Source organism: Bifidobacterium asteroides (genome assembly GCF_019469425.1).
GTDB classification, from domain to species: domain Bacteria; phylum Actinomycetota; class Actinomycetes; order Actinomycetales; family Bifidobacteriaceae; genus Bombiscardovia; species Bombiscardovia asteroides_I.
The window spans coordinates 2,142,954-2,166,769 of sequence record NZ_CP048272.1 but is presented as its reverse complement, the minus strand read 5'-3'; the positions used below and the strand labels follow the sequence as shown (position 1 = coordinate 2,166,769).

The following is a 23,816-nucleotide window of genomic DNA, read 5'->3' as shown; positions in this document are numbered from 1 at the left end:
CCGCTTATGTCACTGCCGCGCTCGCCGCTGGGCCAGCTGGTAGGCCACCAGGAGGGCGATCAGCCAGATGGGCCCGGCGATGACGGCTACCCGATAACTGGGCGAGAAGCACATGAGCACGACGATCATGGCCAGGAAGGCCAGGACCGCCCAGGGGGTCACACGGGCAAAGGGCAGCTTGAAGTGCAGGGCATCCAAAGCGCTTTCGCCGGTTTTGCCAGCCAGGTCGCCGGGGCCTTCGCCACGAGCAACAGCACGACGGAAGAGCATCTCGGTCACCATGATCATGGACCAGTTGATGATGGCCGAGATCGTGGCGATGCTCATCAGGTAGTTGAAGGCGAACTGGGGCCAGAGGAAGACCACGACCACCGCCAGAGCGATGATGCAGGCCGAGGTCAGCACTCCTGCATAGGGCACCCCTCCCTTGGAAAGCCTTCCCAGGTACTTGGGGGCATTGCCCTGCCGGGCCAGGGAGAAGAGCATGCGGGAGTTGGAGTAGAGGGCCGAGTTGTAGACGCTCATGACTGCGGTCAGGCAAACGAAGTTGAGGATGCCTGCGGCCGCGTGGACTCCGACCGAGTCGAAGATCTGAACGAAGGGGCTGACGACCATGCCTTGCGCGTTGGGCTTGCCGATGGCATTCCAGGGGACTACGGCCATGATCACCCCAAGTGTCAGGATGTAGAAGACCAGGATCCTCCAGATGATGGCGTTGGTGGCCTTGGGAATGGTCCGACGGGGATCGGAGGCCTCCCCGGCGGTAATGCCGATGAGCTCGGTGCCGCCGAAGCTGAACATGACCACTGCCAGCGACATGAGCAGACCGGTCCACTGGCCATTGGCCCCGTGACGCATGAGCCCGTTGGGCAGGAATCCGCCGCCTACGGTGAACCAGTTGGCGAAGGAGGCCCGCAGGCCGTTGGCTGTGGGCAGGGCCATGACCACGACGGCCAGCCCGCCGATGATCATGGCGACGATGGCTGCAATCTTGATGATGGCGAACCAGAACTCGAACTCGCCGAACTTGCTAACCCCCATCAGGTTGGCGGCCGTGATGACCACCAGGAAGAAGGCTGCAGAGACCCAAGCCGGTATCGCCGGGAACCAGAAGTTGACGAAGGTGCCTACTACGGAGAGTTCGACCATGGACACCAACACGTAGTTCATCCAGTAGTTCCACCCCGACACAAAGCCCGCACGCTTGGACCAGTAGCGGGTGGCATAGTAGCTGAAAGCGCCGGACTTAGGGTCTTCCACGCTCATTTCGCTCAGAGCCCTGACGATCATGAAGATGGCCAGACCGCCTATCAAATAGGCGATGATGATGGACGGCCCTGCCAATGAGATGGATTCCCCGGACCCGTAGAAGAGTCCCGTCCCGATGGCGCCGCCCAGCGAGATGAGCTGGATGTGCCTGTTCTTCAGGGTCTTGCGCAGGTCCTTGCCCTGCGACTCCTTGGGTTGATCCATGGGGATGCCATTCCTTAGGTGGTGATAGTCGTCAGCTGAATGCGGCCGGTTGACAGGGCCAACCCTATCGGAGCCTCCCAGGCTGAGGGACATTGCCCTTGTATTGTGGAATAGCAGTGTCCGCAATATGAGATACCCAATTCGCCGGATGACAGCCGCCAGGCCTCTGCGGCGGTTATCGACACCCCTGTGGTATTGCTGTCCTACCGGCCTCTACGGGGCATCCGCTTTGGCCGACGACCACAGACAGGTTGCGAAGACAAGGAGGTGCAGTTGGATGAACCGCACGGGTAATGGCCCCTCGGCGCAGAAGCATCAGGGTGGCGGCGCCTCGTCGGGCGACGGCATGGAACGCGGGCTGAGCAACCGCCACGTGCAGTTCATCGCCATCGGCGGCACCATCGGCACCGGCCTCTTCCTGGGGTCGGGCAAGTCCATAGCCCTGACCGGACCCTCCATCATCCTGGTCTACATCGGCGTCGGCGTGATCATGTACCTGCTCATGCGGGCCATAGGCGAACTCATGTACCGCAGTCCTGTCCAGCATACTTTCATCGCCTTCATCAGCCGCTACCTGGGCCAGGGGTGGGGATCCTTCGCCGGCTGGTCATACTGGATCGTGCTTATCCTGATCGGCATGTCCGAGCTGACCGCTGTAGGCACCTACTTCGTCACTTTCTTCGGCACCTTCGGCATTGATCTGAGTGCCTGGCGGGGCCTGATCGAGCTGTGCTTCCTGGCGGCCATGGTGAGCGTCAATCTGATCGCCGTGCGGGTCTTCGGGGAGACCGAGTTCTGGTTCTCCATGATCAAGATCACCCTGATCCTGGCCATGATCGCCACGGCTGTGGTCATGGTCGTCACAGGCTTCCACTATCCGGCCGTCCACATGCCGGGACAGGACCGGATCAGCCCGGCCGGCCATGCGGGCCTGGACAACATCACCACAGGCCTGAGCCTGGCGCCCAACGGGTGGATGGCCTTCTTCATGAGCTTCCAGATGGTCTTCTTCGCCTACGAGATGATCGAATTCGTGGGAGTCACCGTTTCCGAGACCCAGAATCCCCGCAAGGTCCTGCCCAAGGCCATCAACCAGATCATCCTTCGGGTGCTCATCTTCTACGTGGGCGCTCTGGTCGCCATCATGCTGATCGTGCCCTGGCGCTCCTTCCGTCCCAACGCCGACGGCAGCTTCACCTCGCCCTTCATCATGGTCTTCCGTTACGCCGGGGTGGACTGGGCGGCCGCTCTGGTCTTCTTCGTGGTCATCACAGCAGCCAGTTCCTCGCTAAACTCCCTGCTCTACTCCGCTGGCCGCAACCTCTTCCAGCTGGCCGCCGCCGGCCACTCTCCAGTGATGCGCAGCCTGCATACGATTTCGCGGCGCGGCAAGGTGCCCGCCCGGGCCATCGTCCTATCCGGGGCGCTGATCCTTTTATCTCCGGTGTTGCATCTGTTGCCCGGCTTCGAGGACACCTTCGTCCTGTTCACCTCCTGTTCCAGCGCGGTCATCATCTTCATCTACATCCTGACCCTGTTTGCTCACCGCCGCTACCGGACCAGCAAGGACTTCATGCCTGATGGATTCATCATGCCGGCCTACCGGGTGACTGGAGCCGTTGCCATCGTCTTCTTCGTTCTGATCTACTTTTCGCTCTTCCTGGCTCCCGACACCCGGTATCCAGCCATATTGGGATTGGTCTGGCTGCTGATATTCGGCGGCATCTGCCTCTGGAAGCATAAGGGTGAGCCGTTGCTGGCCGACTGACCGTCCGCGAGCGCGGGCGTATTATATGGCCTCAAAACGCTATAAACAAGTCTGTTTTTCCATTTGTGCTTGGGCTAGATTGATTTTCGGTAGTTGTCAAATTGGCCTTCGTTTCTCGCAGGTTCGATAACGAGGGACTGACGAAGGAGATCATCGCCCATGGTTGCACAGGTCGGCAGGACACGAGTGGCCAGAACCGCTGGCTCCCTGCCCTCATGCCTGCTGTTGGCCCTGATATTCCTGGTCCTGCAGACTCCACAGTCGGCCATGGCGGCAAGCGGGGCTGCGGATTATGACAGCTGGACCCAGGTGGCCGATTCCATATCCCATCAGCTGGATAGAGGGTGTGAGGACTATACCCGGGAGGATCGCGCCGGGGCGGCCTCCCAATTCATGGGGGCCTACAACGTAGGTTACGTGGGCTCCGGATTCGTCTCGATCGTGGAGTCGACCCTAGGCCAGGACAGGCGCATCGCCCTGGACGGGCAGTTCCAGGCCCTGCAGGGCCAGGTCTACGCTCCGGATGCCGGGCAGGCCCTGACCCAGGGCAGCGAAAAGCTCAAGGCCGATCTGGCAGTTGCGGCCACCCAGCTGGATGCCACCCAAGGGCTGGCCAATCCTCGTGCCTACGCCAAGGCTCAGCAGGAGCAGATCAAGGCGGATCGTCGACGGCTGGACGCAGCCAAGAAGCATCGGAACAACGGCAAGGGCGACCGGACCTGGACCCAGGTGGCCCACGAGATGACGCCCATCCTGGACCAGGCGCTCGCCCAGGCATCCAAGGGACAGGGCCAGGCGGGATCTGACCTGGTCAACAAGGCCTATTACCAGTATTACGAAAAGCTGGGCTTCGAGAAGAACGTCATGAACGCCATCAGCGGCAACAGGGTCTCCCAGGTGGAATACCAATTCAAGGAGACCCGGATGGCCATGGTGGCGGGCAAGCCAACCAAGACCCTGGTAAACGACCTGAAGAGCATGCTGGTCGAGGACGCCGCCGTTCTGGATGGAGGCGCCGCGGACCAGGTCAATGGGTGGACCTCCTTCCTGACCTCCGCCTTCGGCCAGGCCTTTGTGGTCCTGCTGAGGGAGGGGCTGGAGGCCATCCTGGTGGTGGCGGCCATCATTGCCTACCTGGTCAAGTCCGGCCATAAAGACAAGATCCGGCACATCTACTGGGGCATTGCGGCAGGTCTGGTGGCCAGCGGGCTGGTGGCTCTGCTCTTCACCCTGCTCTTCAACGGGAACGGTCCCCAGCAGGAGATCCTGGAGGGTGTGGTGGCCCTGGTTGCCATGCTCATGCTGCTCTACACCAGCAACTGGATGCTGTCCAAGTCCTCTGTGGAATCCTGGAACCATTACATACAGAGCCGGACAGTGGCGGCCATTTCGCAGGGCAGCGTGATCTCCCTGGCCCTGCTCTCCTTCCTGGCGGTCTTCCGGGAGGGGGCCGAGACGGTCATGTTCTACCAGGCTATTTTCGCCATGGCTCCTGGCGGCACACGGGAGATTTGGGCCGGTTTTGCAGCGGCCGCCGTGGTCCTGGTCGTCGTCTTCGTGCTCATCCGCTTCACCTCGGTCAAGATCCCCATCCGGCCCTTCTTCATCATCACCAGCCTGCTCATGGCAGTCATGGTGGTCATCTTCGCCGGGGGCGGCGTCCATGCCCTGATTGAGGGTGACCTGGTGCCGGCCACCTACCTGCCCGGCGTGCCCACCAGCGACTGGATCGGGCTGTATCCATACATGCAGACCATCGGCGCCCAGATCCTGGCGGCCCTGGTCGTGGTCGTGCTGGCAATTGTGTCGACCCACCGCCTGCACAAGCAGGGACAGGTGCAGTCGAATCAGGACTCCGGCGGGTCGTCGTCGGCAACCGTCCATCAGACGGAAGCCGAGCAGGCCGCCGAAGGGGCTGTGCCCTCCCAGGTCACGGCAACCATGCAAACACCAAAGAGCGAAGGACAATCATGAAGAAGAGACAATTGACCGCCCTGGTCGCGCTGGTGCTCTCGGGCACTCTGGCCCTGGCGGGGTGCGGCTCCGGCGGGTCGGGCACCCGTGAGGCCCCCGCGCCTGAGGCTTCCGGCGCCTCCCAGTCCTCGGCGGGCAAGGGGGCTGGTTTCGAGGAGATTCCCATTCCGCCCGACGATCAGCAGAAGGGTCCACTGAACATCGGCACGGTCTTCTTCCAGCCCATCGACATGGAGCCTGCGTCCATGGGGCTGAAGGCGGCCGATGCCAGCCTGCACCTGGAGGCTGATATCCACGCCTTGCCCAACAACAACCTGGGCTATGCCAAGGGTGAGTTCGTCCCGGATCTGACCGTCAACTACACCATCCAGAACAAGGACGATCCCAATGACAAGCAGTCCGGCACCTTCATGCAGATGAACGCCTCGGACGGCCCGCACTACGGAGCCAACATCAAAATGGAGAAGGCCGGGTCCTACAAGCTGACCTATTCCATCGACTCCCCGGAGAAGAAGGGATGGATGCTGCACGTCGATCCGGAGACCGGCGTGAAAGGCCACTTCTGGACCGAGCCCATCGTGGTCAGCTGGGACTGGGACTACACGCCCCACCAGTGGTGAGCGGCCGCCTATTATGCTTGAGCAATTTGTCACGGTCTTGCCGGGGACTCTGGCCCCGGCCCTCCTGGCCATGGTTTTCAGCGTGCTGCTAGGGGTTGGCGAGGGCCGTGATCGGCCCCGTTCCTCCTCCTGGCGGCTGATCGGCCTGGGGGTCGGCGTGCTGGGGGCGCTGGTCTTCGCCCTCCTGCGCGCCACCGTGATCATCAACCGGCGGACCATGGTCAACTATCCGACCCTGGTAGCCTGCGTTCTGGCCGACCTGGTCGCCATTGCGGTGGTGCTGGCCGCAGACCGACTGGTCATGGACCGGCATCACCGCCCCTGGGCCATGGATCTGGCCAACGCTCTGGCGGCCCTGGCCATAGCTCTAACCACCTTCCGCGCCCTGCCTGATGTCATCCTGCAGCTTACGGCCTTTGTCGAGCCGGGGGAGCCTGTGCTGACCTCGGCCATGCTCCTGCGGGCCTTGGGCTTCCTGCTCGGCTTGGCTGCCGCTGTGACGGTGGCTGCCATTCTGAGGACCATGCATACTTCTTGCCCCCGGATAGCCTTCCGTCTGGCCGCCTTGCTCATGGTGGTCCTGCTGCTGGTCCGGCACGGCGTAGCCCTGGTGGCCCTGATGCAGACCACCGGCCTGGTTCTTCTGCACGGCTGGGCCTTCCGGGTCATGGCCCTGGGATACAACGCCGACCTGATCCTGGTTCTTGCCCAGGTCCTGGTCTTCATCATTCCAGTCTTCGCCTGTTTGGTTGCAGGCTGGCGCATGCCGGTGACCGGAGCCTCCACAGCCGACGACCGTAGCCACCGGGCCTTCCGCCGAAGGGCCCTGGCATCAGCGGTCTGGAGCCTGGTGGCTATGATCGGCGTCACCCTGGCCCTGACGATGGGGACGGCCAAAGCCCACCAGGTGCCTGTGCTCTCGCCTCCGGAGCGGTATTCCTTGACCTCCGATACGGCCACCATTCGTTTCTCTCAGGTGGAGGATGGCCACCTGCATCGATTCAGCTACCGGGCCAAGGACGGCACCGAGATGCGTTTCATCATCATCCGCAAGAATGGCGCGGCCTACGGGGTCGGGCTGGATGCCTGCGAGAACTGCGGGGATGCGGGCTATTACGAAAAAGACGGCAAGATTATCTGCAAGAAGTGCGACGTAGCCATCAACCTGGCCACCATCGGGTTCAAGGGCGGCTGCAATCCCGTTCCCTTGCCTTATAAAACCGGCCGGGGCGCCATACTGATCAGCACCGCCGATCTGGATGCTCTGTCCTCGCACTTCAAGAGCTGAGATAGGGAAGGAGCGGTTGGTATGTTCTTCATGCGAATGATGGTGCGGTCATTCAGCCGCCAGTTCGGGCGAAGAATGCTCATCGCCGTCACGGTCTGTCTGTCGGCCTGCGTGGCCACGGCTATGCTGGGAGTGGTCTTCGACGTAGGTGACAAGCTCAACGCAGAACTGTCCACTTACGGATCCAACATCACGGTCCAGGCCAAGGCGGATGCTGTGGTCTCTGACCTCTATGGCGACCAGTCAACGCCAACCGCCTTCCTCAAGGAGTCCCAGGTGCCCAGGATCAAGACCATCTTCTGGGCCTACAACATCACCGACTTTGCCCCCCGTCTGGATCTTCGCGGCACCGTGGACCAGGTCGGCGCTCCCCTGGTGGGCACCTGGTTCGGCCGGACCGTCAAGGTCGATAGCGGCGAGAGCAGCGCCGTAGGTTTGAAAGGTCTTCGGCCCTGGTGGAAGGTTCAAGGTCGCTGGCCCAAGGACGAGGCTGGGTCCGCCGGCAGGACCGAGGCTATGATGGGCAAAGAGCTGGCCGCACGACTGGGTGGCCGTCAGGTTGGCGACCAGGTCAAGGTGGGTCTGGATGGTAAACAACAGACTGTCACCATTGTGGGTATCTTCGACTCCGGTGATTCTGATGCCTCCTCCCTCTACCTGCCCACCCGGCCGTTGCAGGAGATGTCCGGCCTGACCGATCAGATCGACCAAGTGGAGGTCAAGGCCCTGACCACGCCCGAGAACGACCTGGCCCGCAAGGCCGCACGAAACCCTGCTGCCCTCTCCCAGGACGAGTGGGAGACCTGGTACTGCACGGCCTACCCCTCATCCATCGCCTACCAGATCGAGGAGGCCATCCCCGGGTCCATGGCCAAGCAGGTCAGACAGGTGGCAGCTCTGCAGGGCGACGTTCTGCAGAAGACTCAGGCAGTCATGATCCTGATGACTGTGCTCAGCCTGCTGGCGGCGGCCATCGCCGTGGCCAATCTGATGGCGTCATCCATAAGCGAGCGGTCTTCGGAGTTCGCCCTGCTCAAGGCCTTGGGCGCCACCGATGGGGCCGTGTCCAGACTGGTGCTGGCCGAAACTGCCTTGATCGCCCTGGTTGGGGCTCTGGTCGGCGTCCTGCTGGGCTCTGGCGTGGCTCAGATCGTAGGCAGGGTGGTCTTCGGCTCGGGCATTACCATGAGGCCCATGGTCTTCGTGCTGGTCTTCGTGCTGCTGGCCCTGACCGTGCTGCTGGCGTCCATCTCGTCCATCAGATCGATTCTGCGGCTTCGGCCGGCGGAGGTGCTTCATGGCCGCTGATCGCCATAAGAGCCATATGACCAACACCCGCATGTTCCTGACCATGCTTTTCGGGGCCGTCTTCCGCCGTCGGGGCCGGGCCCTGATGGCCGTGGTGGCTTCTCTGGTGGGTGCCGCCACCCTCTTCTGCCTGGCGGCGGTCTGCATCGAGGCCCCTAGACAGATCAACCAGGAGATGCGCTCCTACGGGGCCAACCTGGTCGTCTCGCCCATCCAGGGGGGCAATAGGTCCGGGGCCGGCATTGAACAGGGCATGGTGGACCACACCACCCATATGGTGACCGCCAAGGCTCCGGCAAAGTACGCTACTTATCGATATGAGACGGTGCAGGTCAATGCCGGCGCCCGCGTGATGGCCGGCATCCACCCAGACCAGGTGCGCCAGCTCAACCGTCACTGGAGCGTGGAAGGAGCTTGGCCGAAGCCTGGTTGGGTCATGGTGGGGCGGGATCTGGCAGATTCGCTGGGGCTGACCACTGGCAAGCCAATAACTATTGGTTATCCGGCCGGGCAGTCCACCTTCACAGGCAAAGCCGGGGGGCAGGGTCGTGATTTTCGCGTGGGCGGCATTGTCGATACTGGCGGCCCCGAGGATCGCATTATCTACGCCGACCTGTCCGATCTGGAGCTCCTGACCGGGGCCAAGCGGGGTACCGATGTGATCGAATACTCGGTCAACACCATGACCTCAGGTCTGAAAGCCATCGCTGCCAGCATCAACGATATGACCTCCATGGGGGTCAAGGCCCGGCCGGTCGCCAGGATCACAGCAGGCGACAGCCATACCATCGCCATGCTCCAGTCGCTCTTCTGGCTGGTTTCGGTGGTGGTGCTGGTCCTGACCTTTGTGGGCGTGGGGACCACCATGGCTTCCATTGTTTCTCAGCGGCGCAGCGAGATCGGTCTGCGCAAGGCCCTGGGTGCCTCCTCGCGGGGGATAGCCATGGAGTTTCTGTCTGAGTCGGCCTGCTACGGGTTGGCTGGAGGCCTGATCGGCACCGCTTTGGGCTATGGCTTCGCCCGACTGCTCTGCCTGTCGGTCTTCCAGCGGCCACTGGGCTTCAACTGGTGGCTGGCCTTGGGTACGGTCCTGCTGAGCGTGGCCATATCCATGATTGCATCTATCCGGCCGGTCCTCCGGGCTTCGCGTATCGACCCGGCCCTAGTTCTGAGGGAGGAATGACAATGACGCAGGCAAAGGCGAGCGAGTCCCAGTCAGGCGGCGGCATGCTGCTGGACCTGGACCATGTATCCAAGATCTACGGCGATCTGCATGCCTTGGATGATCTGAACCTGAGCGTCCCGCAAGGTCAGTGGCTGGCCGTAGTGGGGTCTTCCGGCTCAGGCAAGACCACGCTGATGAACATTCTGGGCTGCATGGATACGCCCAGCCGCGGCTCGGTCCGTCTGCAGGGGCGGCCGCTGGAGGATCTGAGCCAGTCCCAGCTGGCCGATGTGCGCAAGAACGTGATCGGCCTGGTCTTCCAGAAGTTCTACCTGGTCCCGCATCTGACTGCCCTGGAGAATGTCATGGTGGCCCAGTACTACCACTCGGTGGTGGATGAGGACCAGGCCCTGAAGGCCTTGGACCGGGTGGGTCTGGCGGATCGAGCCCGCCACCTGCCCAGCCAGCTTTCGGGCGGTGAGCAGCAACGGGTCTGCGTGGCCCGGGCGCTGATCAATGAGCCCAAGTTGATTCTGGCTGACGAGCCCACTGGCAACCTGGACGAGGCCAATGAGCGGATCGTGCTGGACCTCTTTAGGCAATTGCATGACCAAGGAACCTCCCTGATCGTGGTCACGCACGATGCTCTGGTGGCCTCATGCGCCCAGCGGGAGATCATGCTCAACCACGGGGTGCTGGCCGGTGAGCAGTGGAATGATGAGGAGGCCAAGCAGGCCTACCTGGCAGCCGGAGGCCGGCCGGCCTTCAGCGGGGCTCCTGGCGACACCGGTGACCAGGATATTCCCGTGGGCTTCCATGACCCCACTAAAATGGCCAAGACAGGTGGGTCTCTGCCGGGATCAGCCGCTGAGTCAGAAGGAGAACGCTGAGATGGCCACAAGCAAGTCTCGGGGGCTGGTCACGGCCTCGGCAACATTGGCGACCCTGGTGGCGGTCGGCTCCCTCCTAGGCGGCTGCGGAAGCCAGCAGGCCAAGCCCATGGACGACGAGTTCGCCGGATCAAACGCAGAGTCCAGTTCTGCTCCAGGGTCAGCGGAAGGATCCGGTGCGGCAGGCGAGGGCAAGCCCACGGCCGTCTCCCGCGATGGACTGCCGACCGCTCCGGCTGATACGGGCAACTATCACGACGGCACTTACGCTCTGACGGGCAAGTACGGGCGTGACGGGGCTGAAAGCATCGATGTAGATCTGGACCTGTCGGGAGGCCAGGTGAGCCGGGTCCAGGTTCAGGGGCATTCGGACTCGCCCATTTCGCGCGGTCACATGGAACGCTTCGCTCGGGCTGTGCCTGGAGTGGTCCAAGGGCGCCCGCTCAAGGACCTCAAGGTGGACAAGGTGGCTGGAGCCAGCTGGACCTCGGATGCCTTCAACAAAGCCCTGGATCTGGCCCGGCTGGAGGCTTCGGCGGACAGGTCATCCTGAAAACCGGGCTGTACGGTGGCGGAAACAAAAAGGGGTGAGGATTCGACTCCTCGCCCCTTTTCAGCAGGCCCTTATACTACCGATCCCACCATGGCCGCAGGGGGTAGGTGTCCGTGCCGGTCTCAGGATCGGGCTTGATGCACTGGAACTGGTGTATCTGAATGTTGTCGAGCTCGAAGTTGAGCCGCGCGCCGGCCATGTACAGGCCCCAGAGCCTCGCCTTGGGCGCGCCCACCATAGGCTTGGCCTGGTCCCAATGCTCCTGGAGGTTCTCAGTCCAGTGCTTGAGGGTCAGCGCATAGTGCTGACGCAGGTTCTCCTGGGTGATGACCTCGAAGCCGGTATCCTGGATGGCCAGTTCGATCTCGGCTGGGCTGGCCAGCTCGCCGTCGGGGAAAATGTAGCGGTCAATGAACCCGCCCGCCCGCTTGTGGTCGTGGGAGTTGGTGCGGGTGATCTGGTGGTTGAGCAGGATGCCGCCTGGACGAAGCTTGTCCATCATCTCCTTGAAGTAGGAGGGGTACTGCTTGTAACCCACATGCTCCATCATGCCGATGGAGCAGATCCCGTCGAAGCCGGACTCGGGCACGTCGCGGTAGTCCATCAGCCTGACCTCGGCCAGATCCTGCAGACCCTCCTGGCGGATCCAGTTCTGGGCCCATTCGACCTGCTCCTCAGCCAGAGTCACGCCGATGACGTGGATGCCGCGGCGGGCGGCCGCGATCTCCATGGAGCCCCAGCCGCAGCCCACATCCAGCAGACGGTCGCCCTTGTTCAGGCGCATCTTGTCCAGGACCATGTTGAGCTTATGCCACTGAGCGTCCTCCAGGCTGTCGTCCTCCTTCTCGAAGACAGCACAGGTGTAGGTCATGGAGGAGCCCAGGAAGAGCCGGTAGAAGTCGTTGGACTGGTCGTAGTGGTAGCTGACCGTGGCTGCGTCGCCCCGGCGGGTATGGGGGCGGATGCCCTCGGTCAGTCGCTTGGCCAAGGAAGGCCCCTCAATGGCGGGTGGCTCGGGTACACGCACTCCATGTGAGAAGACGGCCCCAGCTGCCCGGGCCAGATCCAGCTTGCTGGGGTGCTTGACGAAGTGCTTGAGGTCCATCAGTTCCTTGAGGACTTGGTAGGGGTTGCCTGGCAGCAGCTCGGGAGAATCCAAGTCGCCTTGCAGGTAGGCCCGGGCCAGACCCAGATCGTTGGGATTTTCCGCGATGTAGTACATGGCACGGGAATTCTTGACTTCCAGATGCAGCGGCGCTTGCTCTTGCCCGAAGACCGACCCGTCGAAGGCGGTCACCTGCACAGGTGCGTCAGGGGTGAGGAAGAGCCCGATCATTTCGGCTACAGTCATCTTGCTTTTGGCCATGAAGCCCCCTTGTTCGTGACCCGGACATGACGGATCATGGCGGGTCGGATAGTTGATGAATATAGGTACTGTCTTCACCCTACCCCCGACACTGGTCCCCGTTGGTGCCATGTTCGGTGAATTATTCCGCATGGGAAACCTTGCCTGGGTACAGACTCTTTGGTAAGGCTGAACATGGAGGCGAGCAGGGAATGACCAGCAGCGGATCAGCGTCAGTTGAAGCAGATGAGGCCTGGATTCAGGACACTCTTGCCAGATTGGAGCATTCGCGTTTCCGCGCTGGATTCTCTCTATCGGCCAAGGATCGCGCCTACGCCCGCGCCAAGGGCAGGGATACCATCGACCGCCACGCCCATGAGATGCTGGCCAAGCGCGTGGGGCCTGCCCACCCTTTGAAGGACGGCAAGCAGACCCCCTACCGCGGGCATCCGGTCTTCACGGCCCAGCATGCCACGGCCACCTGCTGCCGCGGGTGCATCGAGCGCTGGCATCGCATCCCGCGCGGCCGGGCTCTGACCGATGCAGAGGTTGATGCCCTGGCCAGTCTGGTCATGGCCTGGATCGAGCGGGATTTGGTCAATCATCCGGTATCTGCCTTGGGATTGCTTTAAACCTCATTTTACTTGCTTGATCCGATCCGATGAATGTTATGGTGATCTGTCCACTAATGCCGTGTTTTTAGTGTTTCTCAAGGAAATATTTTCGTATCACACTTACGTCGGTGTGAAATCATGAATTGCAGGCCCATTCATCCAGAGGGCGGGTGTCTTCAATCGGAGCGGTCGTGTTGCGAATCATGATCTGGGTGTCCAAGGTTATGTATGGATTCTTCGGTGGGGTTTTCTTCAGCAATTCCAATGCAAGCGAACCAGCCTTGGCACCCAGGTCGAAAGGATCCTGGTGAATTGTTGTCAGCCCGATTTTATCTGCGTAAGTGCTGTCGTCGAAACCAATCAGGGAAAGATTGCCTGGGACAGTGAGCCTAAAACGGTTGAGCTTGAAAAGCAGCGGGATAGCTACCGAATCATCCTGGCAGCAGAGAGCAGTCGGGCGGCTTTCCATGCTTTGGATCTGAGAGACAAAAGAGCTGAACACGTCTTGTCCAGGTTGCAACTTTATCAATTCGGTTTTCACTGGTTCCGGCCACTGTCTGCAGGCTGCTAGGAATCCTTGCAAACGGTTCAAAGAACTGAAGTGCAGGGGCGACTTTGGCGAGATGTGCATATACGCGATGTTTCTATGCCCCAGTGCAAGTAGATGATTGACCGCCATCTTGGTGCCCTTTGTGTCATTGATTTTCACTGAGCCGTCCAGATCATGGTTCGATTCGACGTTGATACCGATAATCGGTACATTGATACTGTTCAGGCGGCTGGTTTCCTTGGAAGTGATGTCGAAGGAGGAGACAAAAACCAGATCGACGTTTCTCCTGATAGGCAGCTCGGCAAAGAAATGTTCCTGTTCTTCGGAGTCGCCGATGGGATAGACGGAGGTGTCGTAACCAGCCGGATGGAGGATGGAGTCCAGTCCTTCGCGTACCAAGGAGCCAAACCAATCCAAGCGTTCGCTGCCAACCAGCAGTGCCGCTCGGAATGTCCGGCCTGTTTTGAGGCTGGCTGCCGTGTGCGTAACGGTAAAATTCATGGCCTCAGCGGCCTTCATTACCTTCGCCCGTGTTTTCGCGGATACCTTTTCTGGACTGGTGAAAGATCTCGATACTGTCGAAATCGACACCCCTGCTTCGCGAGCAACGTCGTAAACGCTGGCTTTGAACACTTGCCACCTCAATGCGGAGAAAATGTAACCAACTCTGTAAGTATAACAATCGCCCACTTTATCCTCGCTTGCAGATGGATTAGATCGACACGCCGCGTATGGGGTGTAATAGAGGTTAATTGTTTTCAGAAAAATAGCTAAATAATGCTAAGGGTCGCATTAATAGACCTTTTATTCTGACTAGTTGAACATAGAGACTGTTCCTTTGATATACAATAGGTTTTGCAAGTAAATATCTTACAAGGAGGTAGGAAAAACAATGCGAGAAAGACGCATATTGGCTACATTTTTTGCGACCGTTAGCATAATAGCTTTGTCAGCATGTGGCGCAGGGGGTGGCCAGGGGGGAGGCCAGACGGACACTAAAGCCGACAAGGGATTGAAAACTCTTGGAGTGAATGTCAAGTACGACCCGAATCACCTTGTGAATAAAGGCAAGCCTATCCAGCTCGAATACTGGTCTTGGGTCGACAAGGAACAGGACCCTATCAGTTCTATGACCCGTGATTATCAGAAGATTCACCCTAATGTCACCTTTAAAATTGTGAATGTTGCTTGGGCTGATTATTGGACAAAGGTGCCCCTGGCCTTAAAAGGCAAGAATGGGCCAGTGCTCTTTGCTGTCCATAATTCACAAGATGCCCTCCTAAAGCCCTATATGGCCCCGATTGGCATACCAGCAGACAAGCTCAAAGCCGATTACACCGGGGTCTCCGCCCACCTTGAGAAAGGCAAGGCTTATTACATCGATACGGTCATCAACACGGGGAATATCTATTACAACAAGAGGCTTTGGAAAGAAGCCAACTTGACCGATTCCGACATTCCGAAGACTTGGGACCAGTTAGTTACAGACGCCCAAAAGCTCACCAAATGGGATGGTTCCAAGATGGTGCAATCCGGTTTTAACCTCAATGGGGACGAAGCAAGCGCGGGCTATCCCGGTCTTTGGCAGGGGCTCAATTATCAAAAGGGCGAGCTCATGTTTGATTCCTCAGGAACGAAGCCCAACTATAAAAATGAAACAACAAAAGAGAACATGCAGTTCATCAAGGACCTGTATGACAAATACAAGGTGGCTTCAACAGCGTTCGGTGTGGACATGGGTCAGAGCTTCGGCAATGGGCAGACAGCAATGGTATACCAGTGGGGAGGCTTCGCTGGCACTTTGAAGCAGAAGTATCCGGATATCGAATACGGAGTCTTCGCAACCCCAACGTTCACTGAAGAGACGCCTTTTGCCTATGATCGTTACAACGGAGAATCAACCCCCGGTGTCAACAAGAACCAGTCCAAAGAACAGCAGGTTGCGGCACAGGACTTTCTTAAGTACATCCTCGCCAATGACAAGTTCATCAAGGATGATGCAAAGGCCTTCAATTCGTTCCCGGCTAAGAAATCTCTGCAGAACGATCCAGAGATTCTTTCTATGCCGATCATGGCCGCTATCAAGCCGAGGATCGACCGTTTGATTTGGCCCGGACCGACACCTTCAACTATGGAATCAAGCGCCAAGAAGTCTTTCCAGGACGTTTTCCAGAACCATAAGTCGATTGATAGCGCTCTGGACTCGACCCAGGCCTTGATGGAGAAAGACATCAAAGGCACCGGGTTCAAATCCCTTGAGCCTGCCTACGCCTTCTATGAGGAGGCAAGGCGATAGACCATGAATGGACGTCGGAAGGCACAGCTATGAAGGCAGTGACGAAAACAAGTCACACAGGCAGCAAGACCATCCAGACTGGTAAGGGCCTCGGTCGTGTGTTCACGATGAGAAACGTATCTCTTGCAGCTCTGGTCGTATATTTCAGCGTGTTCATGATCTACCCGATATTCAAGGCATTCGCAGGTAGCATGCATGAGTGGAATCCACTGATAGGTACCTATGAATGGGTCGGTTTTGATAATTTCCGTCAGGTGCTTTCCGACGGTCTGTTTTGGAAGTCCATAGGGAACACGGCTGTCTTTTGCCTGGTATCGGTCGTGTTCCGTATCGTTCTCGGTCTGGGCTTGGCGCTTTTGCTCAGTTCGAAGCTGGTCAAGGCCAAGGATACGCTGCGCGGTCTCTTCTATATGCCGACCATTACTCCCATGGTGGCGGTGGCCTTTGTATGGGTTTGGATGTTTGACCCGCAGTTCGGCATGATCGACCGGGTCCTTGGACTGGACATCAACTGGCTAAAGGATCCTAACTGGGCCTTGCCGGCCGTCATCATTATGACAATATGGAAGGATTTCGGATACGCAGTCGTACTCTATCTGGGAGCTTTGATGAGTTTGCCGAGTAGCGTATACGAGGCCGCTGCGATTGATGGAGCCAATGCCTGGCAGACTTTCTGGAAGATCACGCTTCCACTGTTGAAGCCGATGACTCTCTTCATCGTCATCACTTCCCTGATCAGCTATCTTCAGGCGTACGTGCAGATCATGATCATGACTGGCGGTGGACCCGGAACGCAAACATACACAATCAGCTACCTCATCTTCGATGAGGCCTTCCAGAAATACAAGTTCGGCACGGCTTCGGCCATGAGTGTTCTTCTCTTTATCATGACAGGAATGCTCACGATTCTGATGTTCAAGGCCTCAGGCGACATGGATATGGAGGAATCATGAGGGCAAGGAAAATGTGGTCCTGGATCCTGACCGGGATGCTCTTCATCCTTGCTCTGATCACAATCATCCCCTTTGTTTGGATGTTCATTTCGTCATTTGCGCCCAACAGCGAGATCGTGAAAGTGTCAGGCGGTGTCTTCCCTAGGCCCACAACTCTGAGCAATTACCGTGGCATACAAGAGAAGTTCGATTTTCTTCGTCTCTTTTTGAATTCTTTGTTCGTGTCATCGTTCAAGACGGTCGTGATCATCTACACAAGCGCAGCATTGGGATATGTGTTTTCGAAGATGAGGTTCAGAGGGCGCAATTTGATATTCGGTATTGTGCTTAGCACCATGATGGTGCCGTGGGCGGTCACCATCATTCCTCAATATGAGATGATGACCAAGTTTGGTTGGCTGGATACCTACAAAGCTCTGCTGGCACCGGGACTTGTCAACGCTTTCGGTGTCTTCCTTTTCCGCCAATCGATTGGGGGAATACCGGATGAAATCGTGGAAGCGGCCAAATTGGATGGTGCCGGGGATACGGTAATTTTCCACCGCATCATTCTGCCCATGAGCAGGAATTCCATATCCGCTTTGGCCATATTTACCTTCCTCTGGAATTGGGAGGATTACCTCTGGCCGTTCTTGATGATCACCGATGAGAAGAAACAGCTGCTCTCCGTGGGACTGAAAATGTTCAGTGGGCGATATGGGACCGATTACGGCGGCTTGTTCGCTGCAACTTCTATCGCCATTATCCCGGTGCTGGTGGTGTATGTGGTTTTCCAGAAGCAATTCATAGCTGGAGTAGCCAGTGGGAGCGGCAAGTAAGCAATAGTCAAGATGATCTCTTCAATGGAACATTTTTCTAGTTTCTTACATGGAGGCTTTCTTGATGCGGGTCTGTATATGACAAAACAGAGAAAGGAATTATTCTATGCGGGGAATAGATGACTCATATCGAGGCTTCTCTGTGTTTAATAACAAGCTTAGGCCAACCATGAATGCAAGGTGGACCATCTGTGGGGATCACTGGAGGATAGGGATCCTGAGCGATTCCCTGATCAGGCTGGAATGGTCCGCGAACGGGGTCTTTGAAGACCAGGCCACTCAAACCGTAATCAACAGAAACTTCACCGATCCTGACCAAATCCATGCACGTATAATAAAAGGAGATGAAAAGCTTGTCATTGATACGCCAGCACTAAGGCTGGAATATGATTACAACTCCTTTGCCAAGGAGGGGCTCAGTGCCATGGTGAAAGGGGTCTCCAATCAGTTCAACACTTGGCATTTCGGTGATGATTCCCTGCATAACCTGCATGGGACAGCGAGAACTCTTGACGAGGCTGATGGTTCGATCGCATTGGGAGACGGTGTCATATCCCGCGATGGGTGGGCCATTCTGGACGATTCAACTTCGAACCTTATTGTTCGCACTGACCGAGTTGGGGAGGTGAAAGACCCGTATGGTCATTGGATCATCTCCAGGGAAAACAAGGAGACAGATATCTATTTGTTTGCCTATGGCCATCGTTATCGAGAGGCTCTAGCGGATTTTTACCAGTTAACCGGACCTGTTCCACTTCTTCCCAGGTGGGCTCTTGGAAACTGGTGGAGTCGTTTCCACCCCTATACCTCAGCGGAGTATCTAGGTCTTATGGATCGTTTCCGAGCATCTGGGTTACCATTCACCGTTGCCGTCATGGACATGGATTGGCATTTGACGGATTCGGTTGATCCAAAGTACGGATCCGGATGGACTGGGTATACTTGGAATCGATGGCTGATTCCGGACCCTGTGGGTTTCCTCCGTTCTCTTCATAAGAGGGATTTGCGTGTTTCTCTCAATGTTCATCCCAGAGATGGGATTAGAGCATTTGAGGAGCCGTATGCTGATATGGCATGGACATTGGGGGTGGATGCAGACAAGGGAGATCCAATTATGTTTGATCTCACGAACATCCGCTTCCTTAAGGCCTACATGAAAATGCATCATCAGCTGGAGTCCCAGGGAGTTGATTTTTGGTGGCTGGACTGGCAGCAGGGGGGTGTGACTCGGGTGCCGGGACTGGACCCTTTGTGGATGCTTAATCACTTCCACTACTTAGACAGTGCACGTTCCAGTCATTGGCCCCTGATTCTTTCCAGGTATGCCGGCCCTGGGTCGCATCGGTACCCGATAGGATTCTCCGGCGACACCATAGTTACTTGGAATTCAATGAAGTTCCAGCCTTACTTCACGGCGACTGCCAGCAACATCGGTTTTGGTTGGTGGAGTCATGATATTGGCGGCCATATGAAAGGGTGTAGGGATGACGAACTGGAGGCCAGATGGTATCAGTTGGGTACCTTTAGTCCCATCAACCGTCTGCACTCATCAGCTTCGCCCTTTGAGGGGAAGGAGCCCTGGGAATATCCTCAGCCCTACCGAGGTGCTATGGAGAACGCCTTGCGCTTACGACAGGCGCTAATACCCTATCTCTATACAATGAACTGGCGGGCAGCATACGAAGGGCTCCCCTTGGTTCAGCCTCTTTACTGGGAAGATCCAGAATGCGAGGATGCTTATGCGTTTCCCGGCGAATACTGGTTTGGCAGCCAGATCCTGGTTTCCCCGATCTCGCAGCCTGTCGATGTCATTACCAGGATGGGGGAGAGCCTAACCTGGCTGCCTTCAGGGGACTGGTTCGATTGCTTGGACGGTCGTCATTACCAAGCTAGGGATCCGCAAGGTCGCAGGTTGAGCCTGTGGCGGACAATCGACAGGGTGCCAATCTTGGCAAAAGCTGGGGGAATTATTCCTTTAGGGTCTGCCTATGAAACCCCGGGTGAAGAGCGCGTTTCCTCTCCTGACAACTATCCTGTTGGGCGTTGCAAACTTGTGGCGGGCACCAGGAATGGACTATCGGCCGATTGCCATCCACTTTCTGACAACCCCGAACAGATGGTCCTGATGGTTTTCCCTGGTGCAGACGGTTGCTTCACCTTGATCGAGGATGCTGGACGTTTCCCTGTTTCTCCTAATCTTGACAAGGCTGAGCGGGAGGCGGGTGCCGCAAGGACTGCTATCCGCCTTAACTGGTCTTCCGGCGGCGTAGTCACGATAGATGCTGTTAATGGATGCGCTGAAGCCTTGCCATCCCAGAGGTATTGGGAAGTAGCTTTACGCGGTTGGGCACCTACGGATTGCAAAGTGCGGATTGACGGTAGCGAGAGGAGAGTCGCAACGACGTATGACGAATCAACACTTACAGTCTGGCTTGACCTAGGTAGGGTGCCAGTTGGTTCTAAGGTTGAGATATTGCCTGATCGGGCTGAACTGGCCAGCAACCCCGTGATGAATGACTCCAGTGAGGTCTTAAAGAAAGCTCAGATCTCTTTTGAAGTTAAAGATCAGCTCGCAGATATGGTGTCCAGGCAAGGAGTGGATGCGCTTGCGGGCTTGGATACCCTGCAAGCTGGATTCCCTGGCGGCGAACAGGGGGTGACTTCAGCAGTGCCACGGTCGGTTCAATCAGCTTTGACTGAGATACTGTTGCGTTCTTGAGCTTATTGAGACTAATAGATTGTCGGCTCCGGGTCTGTCTCCGGAGCCGACAATCCATTTTGTATCAGGATAGAGGAAGCTTGTTCCGCTCTTTTATTTGGTTCCAGTAGTCGATTTGTTGCTGCCCAGTTTTTTCATAACTTCGGCAGCCAGTTTTTTCGGCATCTTACGCACTCCGCTCTCTTCGGCATCCTTGATGATGGTCTTCACGTCCAGGTCGGGGTTGCGGTCCTGGGTTGCCACCAAGTCGCGTGCCTCCTGTCGGTTGAGCACAGTAGGCAAGGTGCCGGGCATGGGGCGCCGGGCGGTCTCCGCCAGGAAGAGCACGGTAACAAGACCGCAGGTCGAGGTGAACATGATCCAGTAGGCAGGTGCCAGGGACTTGCCAGTCGCGGTCACCAGCCCTTCCATGATGACAGGCGCGGTGCCGCCGAAGACGGCTACGGCCAGGTTGTAGGACAGTCCCATGCCGCCGTAACGGGAAGCAGTGGGGAAGAGTGCCGGCAGGGTGGAGGCCAGATTGGCCACGAAGAAGATGACCGGGATGGCCAGCAGGACCAGTCCACCGAAGACGGCACCTGTGGTCTCATGCTCCAGCAGTCGGAAGGCCGGCAGGGACAGACAGAGTCCAGTGATCGCCCCCATGAACAGCACCTTCTTGCGGCCAAAGCGATCGGAAAGGGCTCCGGTAATGGGGATGCAACAGGCCACCATAAGCAGGACCGGCAGGGAGAGCAGGTTGGCCTGGGCCGTGTTGTAGTGCAGGGTGCCCGACAGGTAGGTGGGCATGTAGGCGGTCAGCGTATAGCTCAGGGTGTTGGCCGCTGCCACCAGGATGAAGGCCATGAGCAGCTCCCGCCAATAGCCCCGGATCAGATCCAACAGGCCCTTGTGCTGGCTCTTGGTCTTCTCGTCGCTGGCATCCTGAGCTTGGCGGAAGGCGGGCGTGTCCTGGACCTTGGCCCGGAAGTAGACCGCGATGGCGGCCAGTGGGAGAGCGATGATGAAGGGGATGCGCCAGCCCCAGGCCAGCATGGCCTGAGGGGAAATGGAGAATTCCAGCAGGGAGACCAAAGCAGCCCCGAAAGCGTAGCCCAAGTAGGATCCTACATCCAGCAGGGAAGCGAAAAAGCCGCGATGCCGGTCAGGTGAGTATTCGGTGACCATGGTCGAGGCGCCCGCGTACTCGCCGCCTGTAGAGAACCCTTGGATCAGTTTGAGCAGGATGAGCAGGATGGGTGCCAGGGGACCGACGGCCGCATAGCTGGGCAGGAGGCCGATCAGCAGGGTGGCTGCTGACATGCTCAGCAGGGTGAAGGCCAGGATGCGCTGGCGGCCGACCTTGTCGCCCAGCTGGCCCAGGACCACGCCACCCAGGGGACGGGCGATGAAGGTGACAGCGAAGACGCCCAAAGAGAAGAGCCGTTGCACGGCATCGGATGCGTTGGATAGGAAGACGCGGCCGATGGTGACTGCCAGGTAGCCGTAGACCCCCACGTCGTACCATTCCATAAAGTTACCGACCACGGTGCCGGCGATGGCCCGCTTGAGGGTGGATCTGTCCACCACGTTGATGTCGGTCAGGTGCAGGCGCTCGCTCCAGCCCCGATGCTGCCGGGGGTTCTGTTTGCGGGCCTTGCGTTTTGCTGCGGCCTGCTGTTTTTTGATCTGCTTGGCTGTGTGCTTATCGCGCCGTTTCTGCTCGTGCTGACCGCTGTCCGCGGCCGAAATTATATCGTCCTCTGCCATTATTCCTTCTCCGGCCACCAGGCCGTTGTTCGTCTTTTCCGCCTTGTGATTTCCCTGTCTGCCTCTTCCTTTAGCGGTTTTCACAAAAATGTCATAAGTATACAGCTTACCACGCAGCTTTCTTCAGTGCGGAAGAATGTAGATGCGCCCTCGAATCCAGTGGTTTTGCATTCCCGATCAATTAAAGACAGACAGATACAAAAAAGAGGCCTGTATATGTTGTTTCAAGAGGTCGCATTTCAGGACTTCTTGACTGCTGTCGTATATGTAGTGGTATAGTCAGCTTGTCAAGAACATCGCAGGGGAACGAAAGAGGTAATGATGTCTGCTTTCGCTAAAGGTTTGTTTAATGCCCTGCCCGTATTGCGGGGGGGGGGGTAGGCCATAAGCTAAGCCATAATTCATGCATTCTCCTCCCTGATGTTTATCCAAATCAAGGAGACTGAAGAATGGGATACAAAGAAAATATTGTTGCTCTTGGTTTTGATCACAGCGACGATGTCAATGTTGCTTATGGCAATGCCAAAAATCAGTTGAGCATGATCCGTACGGCTAATTTGGAAGGGCCGGACAGGATTTTACCTGATGACTTTTCGCAGCAGCTGACTAATCTGAATACCTCTTTCAACCAGCAACTTCCCGATAAGCGTTCTGCAATTGAAGCAGAAGAGAAGAAACTGAAAACTCAACATATTATCTTCCTACTCGTCAAAATTGCGTTGATTATACTAGGGCTCCTGTGCGTTGTTAATGAGAAACTTCGCGTTCTTGGATTCATAATGGTCATCGCTGGCATAATTTGCCACTTCGTTTTCAAGAAGATTGATGCAAACAAGTCTGCCAATCTACTCGCTGAATGGAATGGATTCTTCGATGGCTTCGTCGACTCTATTGGACATGCTGAGACACTGCACTCGCCTGCTACGGGTCTTTTCAAGAAGATTGATGATCTGTTCCTAAAGAGTCTTGATGACAATGCCCGTGGCTTTGAGCAGCAGCAGCGACAGATGCAGAAGAACATGGAAGCTCAGGCTGAACAGTCTAGGCGTGCTTTGGCCGCACAGGCCGAGCAGACGCAGGCTATTCAGAAGGGCATGGCCGACATAAACAGATCGATGCGGCGCCGTTGATGCATCATGCCTTCGGTTGATTCGGATATCGTGTGCCCCGGCTGCGGGGCACCACTTTCGGCTTCGAGCAAGCAATGTCCTTATTGTGGAAGACCTGTTGTTGTAACTTCGTTGAACTTTAAACAGGTTCGTCGAGCCACTTATAAGGACTCGGCACGATTCCTTGATAAGTACCAGGAGGTGCTGAAGGATTCGCCCAATGATCCGAAAGTGCTGGCTTCATTGGGGTATGTCCTTTTTGACAGGGGCCAATACCAAGAAGCCGCTAAGAACTTGGAAAAGGCTGTGGAAAATGGTTCTAACGATTCCGATGTTCTTTTTCATATTGCATTAAGCAGGTTCAAGTCTCAAAAACCGTTCAAGATAAAGCTCAAAGAGGCGGAGTCAATAATGGCGACTCTGGATTCTGCGATTGAGATGAATCCACATCCCCAGTATCTGTGTGCGAAATCATTATTGATCAAACGACTTTTTGAGCAGCGCTACATCAGGTATTCGCAATCATCCAAGAAGGTAATGGAAGCAGCCAAGCAAGGAGGACTGACCGATTCTGACAGCCAAGAGATGAACGAATTGTTGATGTAGTGAAGATCGATGCTGAAG

General features: G+C 57.3%; 19 protein-coding genes. 15 read left to right on the top strand and 4 right to left on the bottom strand.

From position 1 onward, the window contains the following. Positions 1–9 precede the first annotated feature (9 nt). Positions 10–1,473: an amino acid permease gene (locus tag GYM67_RS08965; RefSeq protein ID WP_220236523.1), complete on the bottom strand. Its 1,464-nt coding sequence runs from the start codon at positions 1,471–1,473 to the stop codon at positions 10–12. Between the two features lie 277 nt (positions 1,474–1,750). Here GYM67_RS08965 and GYM67_RS08960 point away from each other — a divergent pair, with 277 nt between their 5' ends. The 8 genes from GYM67_RS08960 to GYM67_RS08925 all read left to right on the top strand — a co-directional run bounded on the left by GYM67_RS08960 (position 1,751) and on the right by GYM67_RS08925 (position 11,039). Beyond that, the gene (locus GYM67_RS08960; RefSeq protein ID WP_220236522.1) at positions 1,751–3,241 is read left to right on the top strand and encodes an amino acid permease; all 1,491 of its coding nucleotides are present in this window, start codon (positions 1,751–1,753) and stop codon (positions 3,239–3,241) included. Positions 3,242–3,400: 159 nt separating this feature from the next. Continuing rightward, entirely contained in the window at positions 3,401–5,215 is a 1,815-nt protein-coding gene (locus GYM67_RS08955; protein WP_220236521.1) for an FTR1 family iron permease, read from the top strand. Next, entirely contained in the window at positions 5,212–5,835 is a 624-nt protein-coding gene (locus GYM67_RS08950) for an iron transporter (protein WP_045925021.1), read from the top strand. The genes GYM67_RS08955 and GYM67_RS08950 overlap by 4 nt, the downstream gene beginning before the upstream one ends. 13 nt (positions 5,836–5,848) lie before the next feature. Beyond that, positions 5,849–7,123 carry a DUF2318 domain-containing protein gene (locus GYM67_RS08945; protein ID WP_220236520.1) on the top strand — a complete coding sequence of 425 codons (1,275 nt, stop codon included), beginning with the start codon at positions 5,849–5,851 and terminating at the stop codon, positions 7,121–7,123. A gap of 21 nt (positions 7,124–7,144) precedes the next feature. Then, the gene (locus GYM67_RS08940; protein ID WP_220236519.1) at positions 7,145–8,431 is read left to right on the top strand and encodes an ABC transporter permease; all 1,287 of its coding nucleotides are present in this window, start codon (positions 7,145–7,147) and stop codon (positions 8,429–8,431) included. A 16-nt stretch (positions 8,432–8,447) separates the two neighbouring features. Continuing rightward, on the top strand, positions 8,448–9,614 hold the full coding sequence (locus tag GYM67_RS08935) for an ABC transporter permease (protein ID WP_220237487.1): 1,167 nt from the start codon (positions 8,448–8,450) through the stop codon (positions 9,612–9,614). Positions 9,615–9,658: 44 nt separating this feature from the next. Beyond that, on the top strand, positions 9,659–10,486 hold the full coding sequence (locus GYM67_RS08930) for an ABC transporter ATP-binding protein (RefSeq protein ID WP_220237486.1): 828 nt from the start codon (positions 9,659–9,661) through the stop codon (positions 10,484–10,486). Position 10,487: 1 nt separating this feature from the next. Further along, positions 10,488–11,039, top strand: coding sequence for an FMN-binding protein (locus GYM67_RS08925; RefSeq protein WP_220236518.1), 552 nt, complete (start codon positions 10,488–10,490; stop codon positions 11,037–11,039). A gap of 76 nt (positions 11,040–11,115) precedes the next feature. Here the strand turns inward: GYM67_RS08925 and GYM67_RS08920 are convergent, their stop codons facing one another. After that, entirely contained in the window at positions 11,116–12,405 is a 1,290-nt protein-coding gene (locus GYM67_RS08920; RefSeq protein WP_220236517.1) for a class I SAM-dependent methyltransferase, read from the bottom strand. Between the two features lie 191 nt (positions 12,406–12,596). On the opposite strand from GYM67_RS08920, the gene GYM67_RS08915 reads away from it, so the two are divergent. Next, positions 12,597–13,016, top strand: coding sequence for a DUF4186 domain-containing protein (locus GYM67_RS08915; protein ID WP_220236516.1), 420 nt, complete (start codon positions 12,597–12,599; stop codon positions 13,014–13,016). A 118-nt stretch (positions 13,017–13,134) separates the two neighbouring features. Here GYM67_RS08915 and GYM67_RS08910 read toward each other — a convergent pair whose 3' ends face one another. Next, positions 13,135–14,181 carry a LacI family DNA-binding transcriptional regulator gene (locus GYM67_RS08910; protein WP_220236515.1) on the bottom strand — a complete coding sequence of 349 codons (1,047 nt, stop codon included), beginning with the start codon at positions 14,179–14,181 and terminating at the stop codon, positions 13,135–13,137. A 259-nt stretch (positions 14,182–14,440) separates the two neighbouring features. On the opposite strand from GYM67_RS08910, the gene GYM67_RS08905 reads away from it, so the two are divergent. The 4 genes from GYM67_RS08905 to GYM67_RS08890 all read left to right on the top strand — a co-directional run bounded on the left by GYM67_RS08905 (position 14,441) and on the right by GYM67_RS08890 (position 20,334). After that, positions 14,441–15,844 carry an extracellular solute-binding protein gene (locus GYM67_RS08905; protein WP_220236514.1) on the top strand — a complete coding sequence of 468 codons (1,404 nt, stop codon included), beginning with the start codon at positions 14,441–14,443 and terminating at the stop codon, positions 15,842–15,844. 29 nt (positions 15,845–15,873) lie between these two features. After that, positions 15,874–16,797 carry a carbohydrate ABC transporter permease gene (locus GYM67_RS08900; protein WP_220236513.1) on the top strand — a complete coding sequence of 308 codons (924 nt, stop codon included), beginning with the start codon at positions 15,874–15,876 and terminating at the stop codon, positions 16,795–16,797. Beyond that, entirely contained in the window at positions 16,794–17,615 is an 822-nt protein-coding gene (locus GYM67_RS08895; RefSeq protein ID WP_220236512.1) for a carbohydrate ABC transporter permease, read from the top strand. The genes GYM67_RS08900 and GYM67_RS08895 overlap by 4 nt, the downstream gene beginning before the upstream one ends. Positions 17,616–17,721: 106 nt before the next feature. Then, the gene (locus GYM67_RS08890) at positions 17,722–20,334 is read left to right on the top strand and encodes a glycoside hydrolase family 31 protein (protein WP_258561498.1); all 2,613 of its coding nucleotides are present in this window, start codon (positions 17,722–17,724) and stop codon (positions 20,332–20,334) included. Between the two features lie 93 nt (positions 20,335–20,427). Here GYM67_RS08890 and GYM67_RS08885 read toward each other — a convergent pair whose 3' ends face one another. Beyond that, complete coding sequence (locus GYM67_RS08885; RefSeq protein WP_220236511.1) at positions 20,428–22,083, bottom strand: MFS transporter; 1,656 nt, start codon at positions 22,081–22,083, stop codon at positions 20,428–20,430. 449 nt (positions 22,084–22,532) lie between these two features. On the opposite strand from GYM67_RS08885, the gene GYM67_RS08880 reads away from it, so the two are divergent. Together GYM67_RS08880 and GYM67_RS08875 are read left to right on the top strand one after the other, a co-directional pair. Continuing rightward, a complete protein-coding gene (locus GYM67_RS08880; protein ID WP_220236510.1) occupies positions 22,533–23,213 on the top strand; it encodes a hypothetical protein in 681 nt (226 codons plus the stop codon). A 6-nt stretch (positions 23,214–23,219) separates the two neighbouring features. Further along, positions 23,220–23,798 (top strand): zinc-ribbon domain-containing protein, encoded by a 579-nt coding sequence (locus tag GYM67_RS08875; protein ID WP_220236509.1) that lies wholly within the window; start codon positions 23,220–23,222, stop codon positions 23,796–23,798. Positions 23,799–23,816 lie beyond the last annotated feature (18 nt).

Bases quoted from the DNA above. Each gene is read 5' to 3' on its own strand.
- GYM67_RS08965 (WP_220236523.1), bottom strand. From the start codon at position 1,473: ATGGATCAACCCAAGGAGTCGCAGGGCAAGGACCTGCGCAAGACCCTG.
- GYM67_RS08905 (WP_220236514.1), top strand. From the start codon at position 14,441: ATGCGAGAAAGACGCATATTGGCTACATTTTTTGCGACCGTTAGCATA.
- GYM67_RS08900 (WP_220236513.1), top strand. From the start codon at position 15,874: ATGAAGGCAGTGACGAAAACAAGTCACACAGGCAGCAAGACCATCCAG.
- GYM67_RS08935 (WP_220237487.1), top strand. From the start codon at position 8,448: ATGACCAACACCCGCATGTTCCTGACCATGCTTTTCGGGGCCGTCTTC.
- GYM67_RS08875 (WP_220236509.1), top strand. From the start codon at position 23,220: ATGCCTTCGGTTGATTCGGATATCGTGTGCCCCGGCTGCGGGGCACCA.
- GYM67_RS08915 (WP_220236516.1), top strand. From the start codon at position 12,597: ATGACCAGCAGCGGATCAGCGTCAGTTGAAGCAGATGAGGCCTGGATT.
- GYM67_RS08950 (WP_045925021.1), top strand. From the start codon at position 5,212: ATGAAGAAGAGACAATTGACCGCCCTGGTCGCGCTGGTGCTCTCGGGC.
- GYM67_RS08890 (WP_258561498.1), top strand. From the start codon at position 17,722: ATGCGGGGAATAGATGACTCATATCGAGGCTTCTCTGTGTTTAATAAC.
- GYM67_RS08955 (WP_220236521.1), top strand. From the start codon at position 3,401: ATGGTTGCACAGGTCGGCAGGACACGAGTGGCCAGAACCGCTGGCTCC.
- GYM67_RS08925 (WP_220236518.1), top strand. From the start codon at position 10,488: ATGGCCACAAGCAAGTCTCGGGGGCTGGTCACGGCCTCGGCAACATTG.
- GYM67_RS08940 (WP_220236519.1), top strand. From the start codon at position 7,145: ATGTTCTTCATGCGAATGATGGTGCGGTCATTCAGCCGCCAGTTCGGG.
- GYM67_RS08945 (WP_220236520.1), top strand. From the start codon at position 5,849: ATGCTTGAGCAATTTGTCACGGTCTTGCCGGGGACTCTGGCCCCGGCC.
- GYM67_RS08920 (WP_220236517.1), bottom strand. From the start codon at position 12,405: ATGGCCAAAAGCAAGATGACTGTAGCCGAAATGATCGGGCTCTTCCTC.
- GYM67_RS08895 (WP_220236512.1), top strand. From the start codon at position 16,794: ATGAGGGCAAGGAAAATGTGGTCCTGGATCCTGACCGGGATGCTCTTC.
- GYM67_RS08930 (WP_220237486.1), top strand. From the start codon at position 9,659: ATGCTGCTGGACCTGGACCATGTATCCAAGATCTACGGCGATCTGCAT.
- GYM67_RS08885 (WP_220236511.1), bottom strand. From the start codon at position 22,083: ATGGCAGAGGACGATATAATTTCGGCCGCGGACAGCGGTCAGCACGAG.
- GYM67_RS08960 (WP_220236522.1), top strand. From the start codon at position 1,751: ATGAACCGCACGGGTAATGGCCCCTCGGCGCAGAAGCATCAGGGTGGC.
- GYM67_RS08880 (WP_220236510.1), top strand. From the start codon at position 22,533: ATGGGATACAAAGAAAATATTGTTGCTCTTGGTTTTGATCACAGCGAC.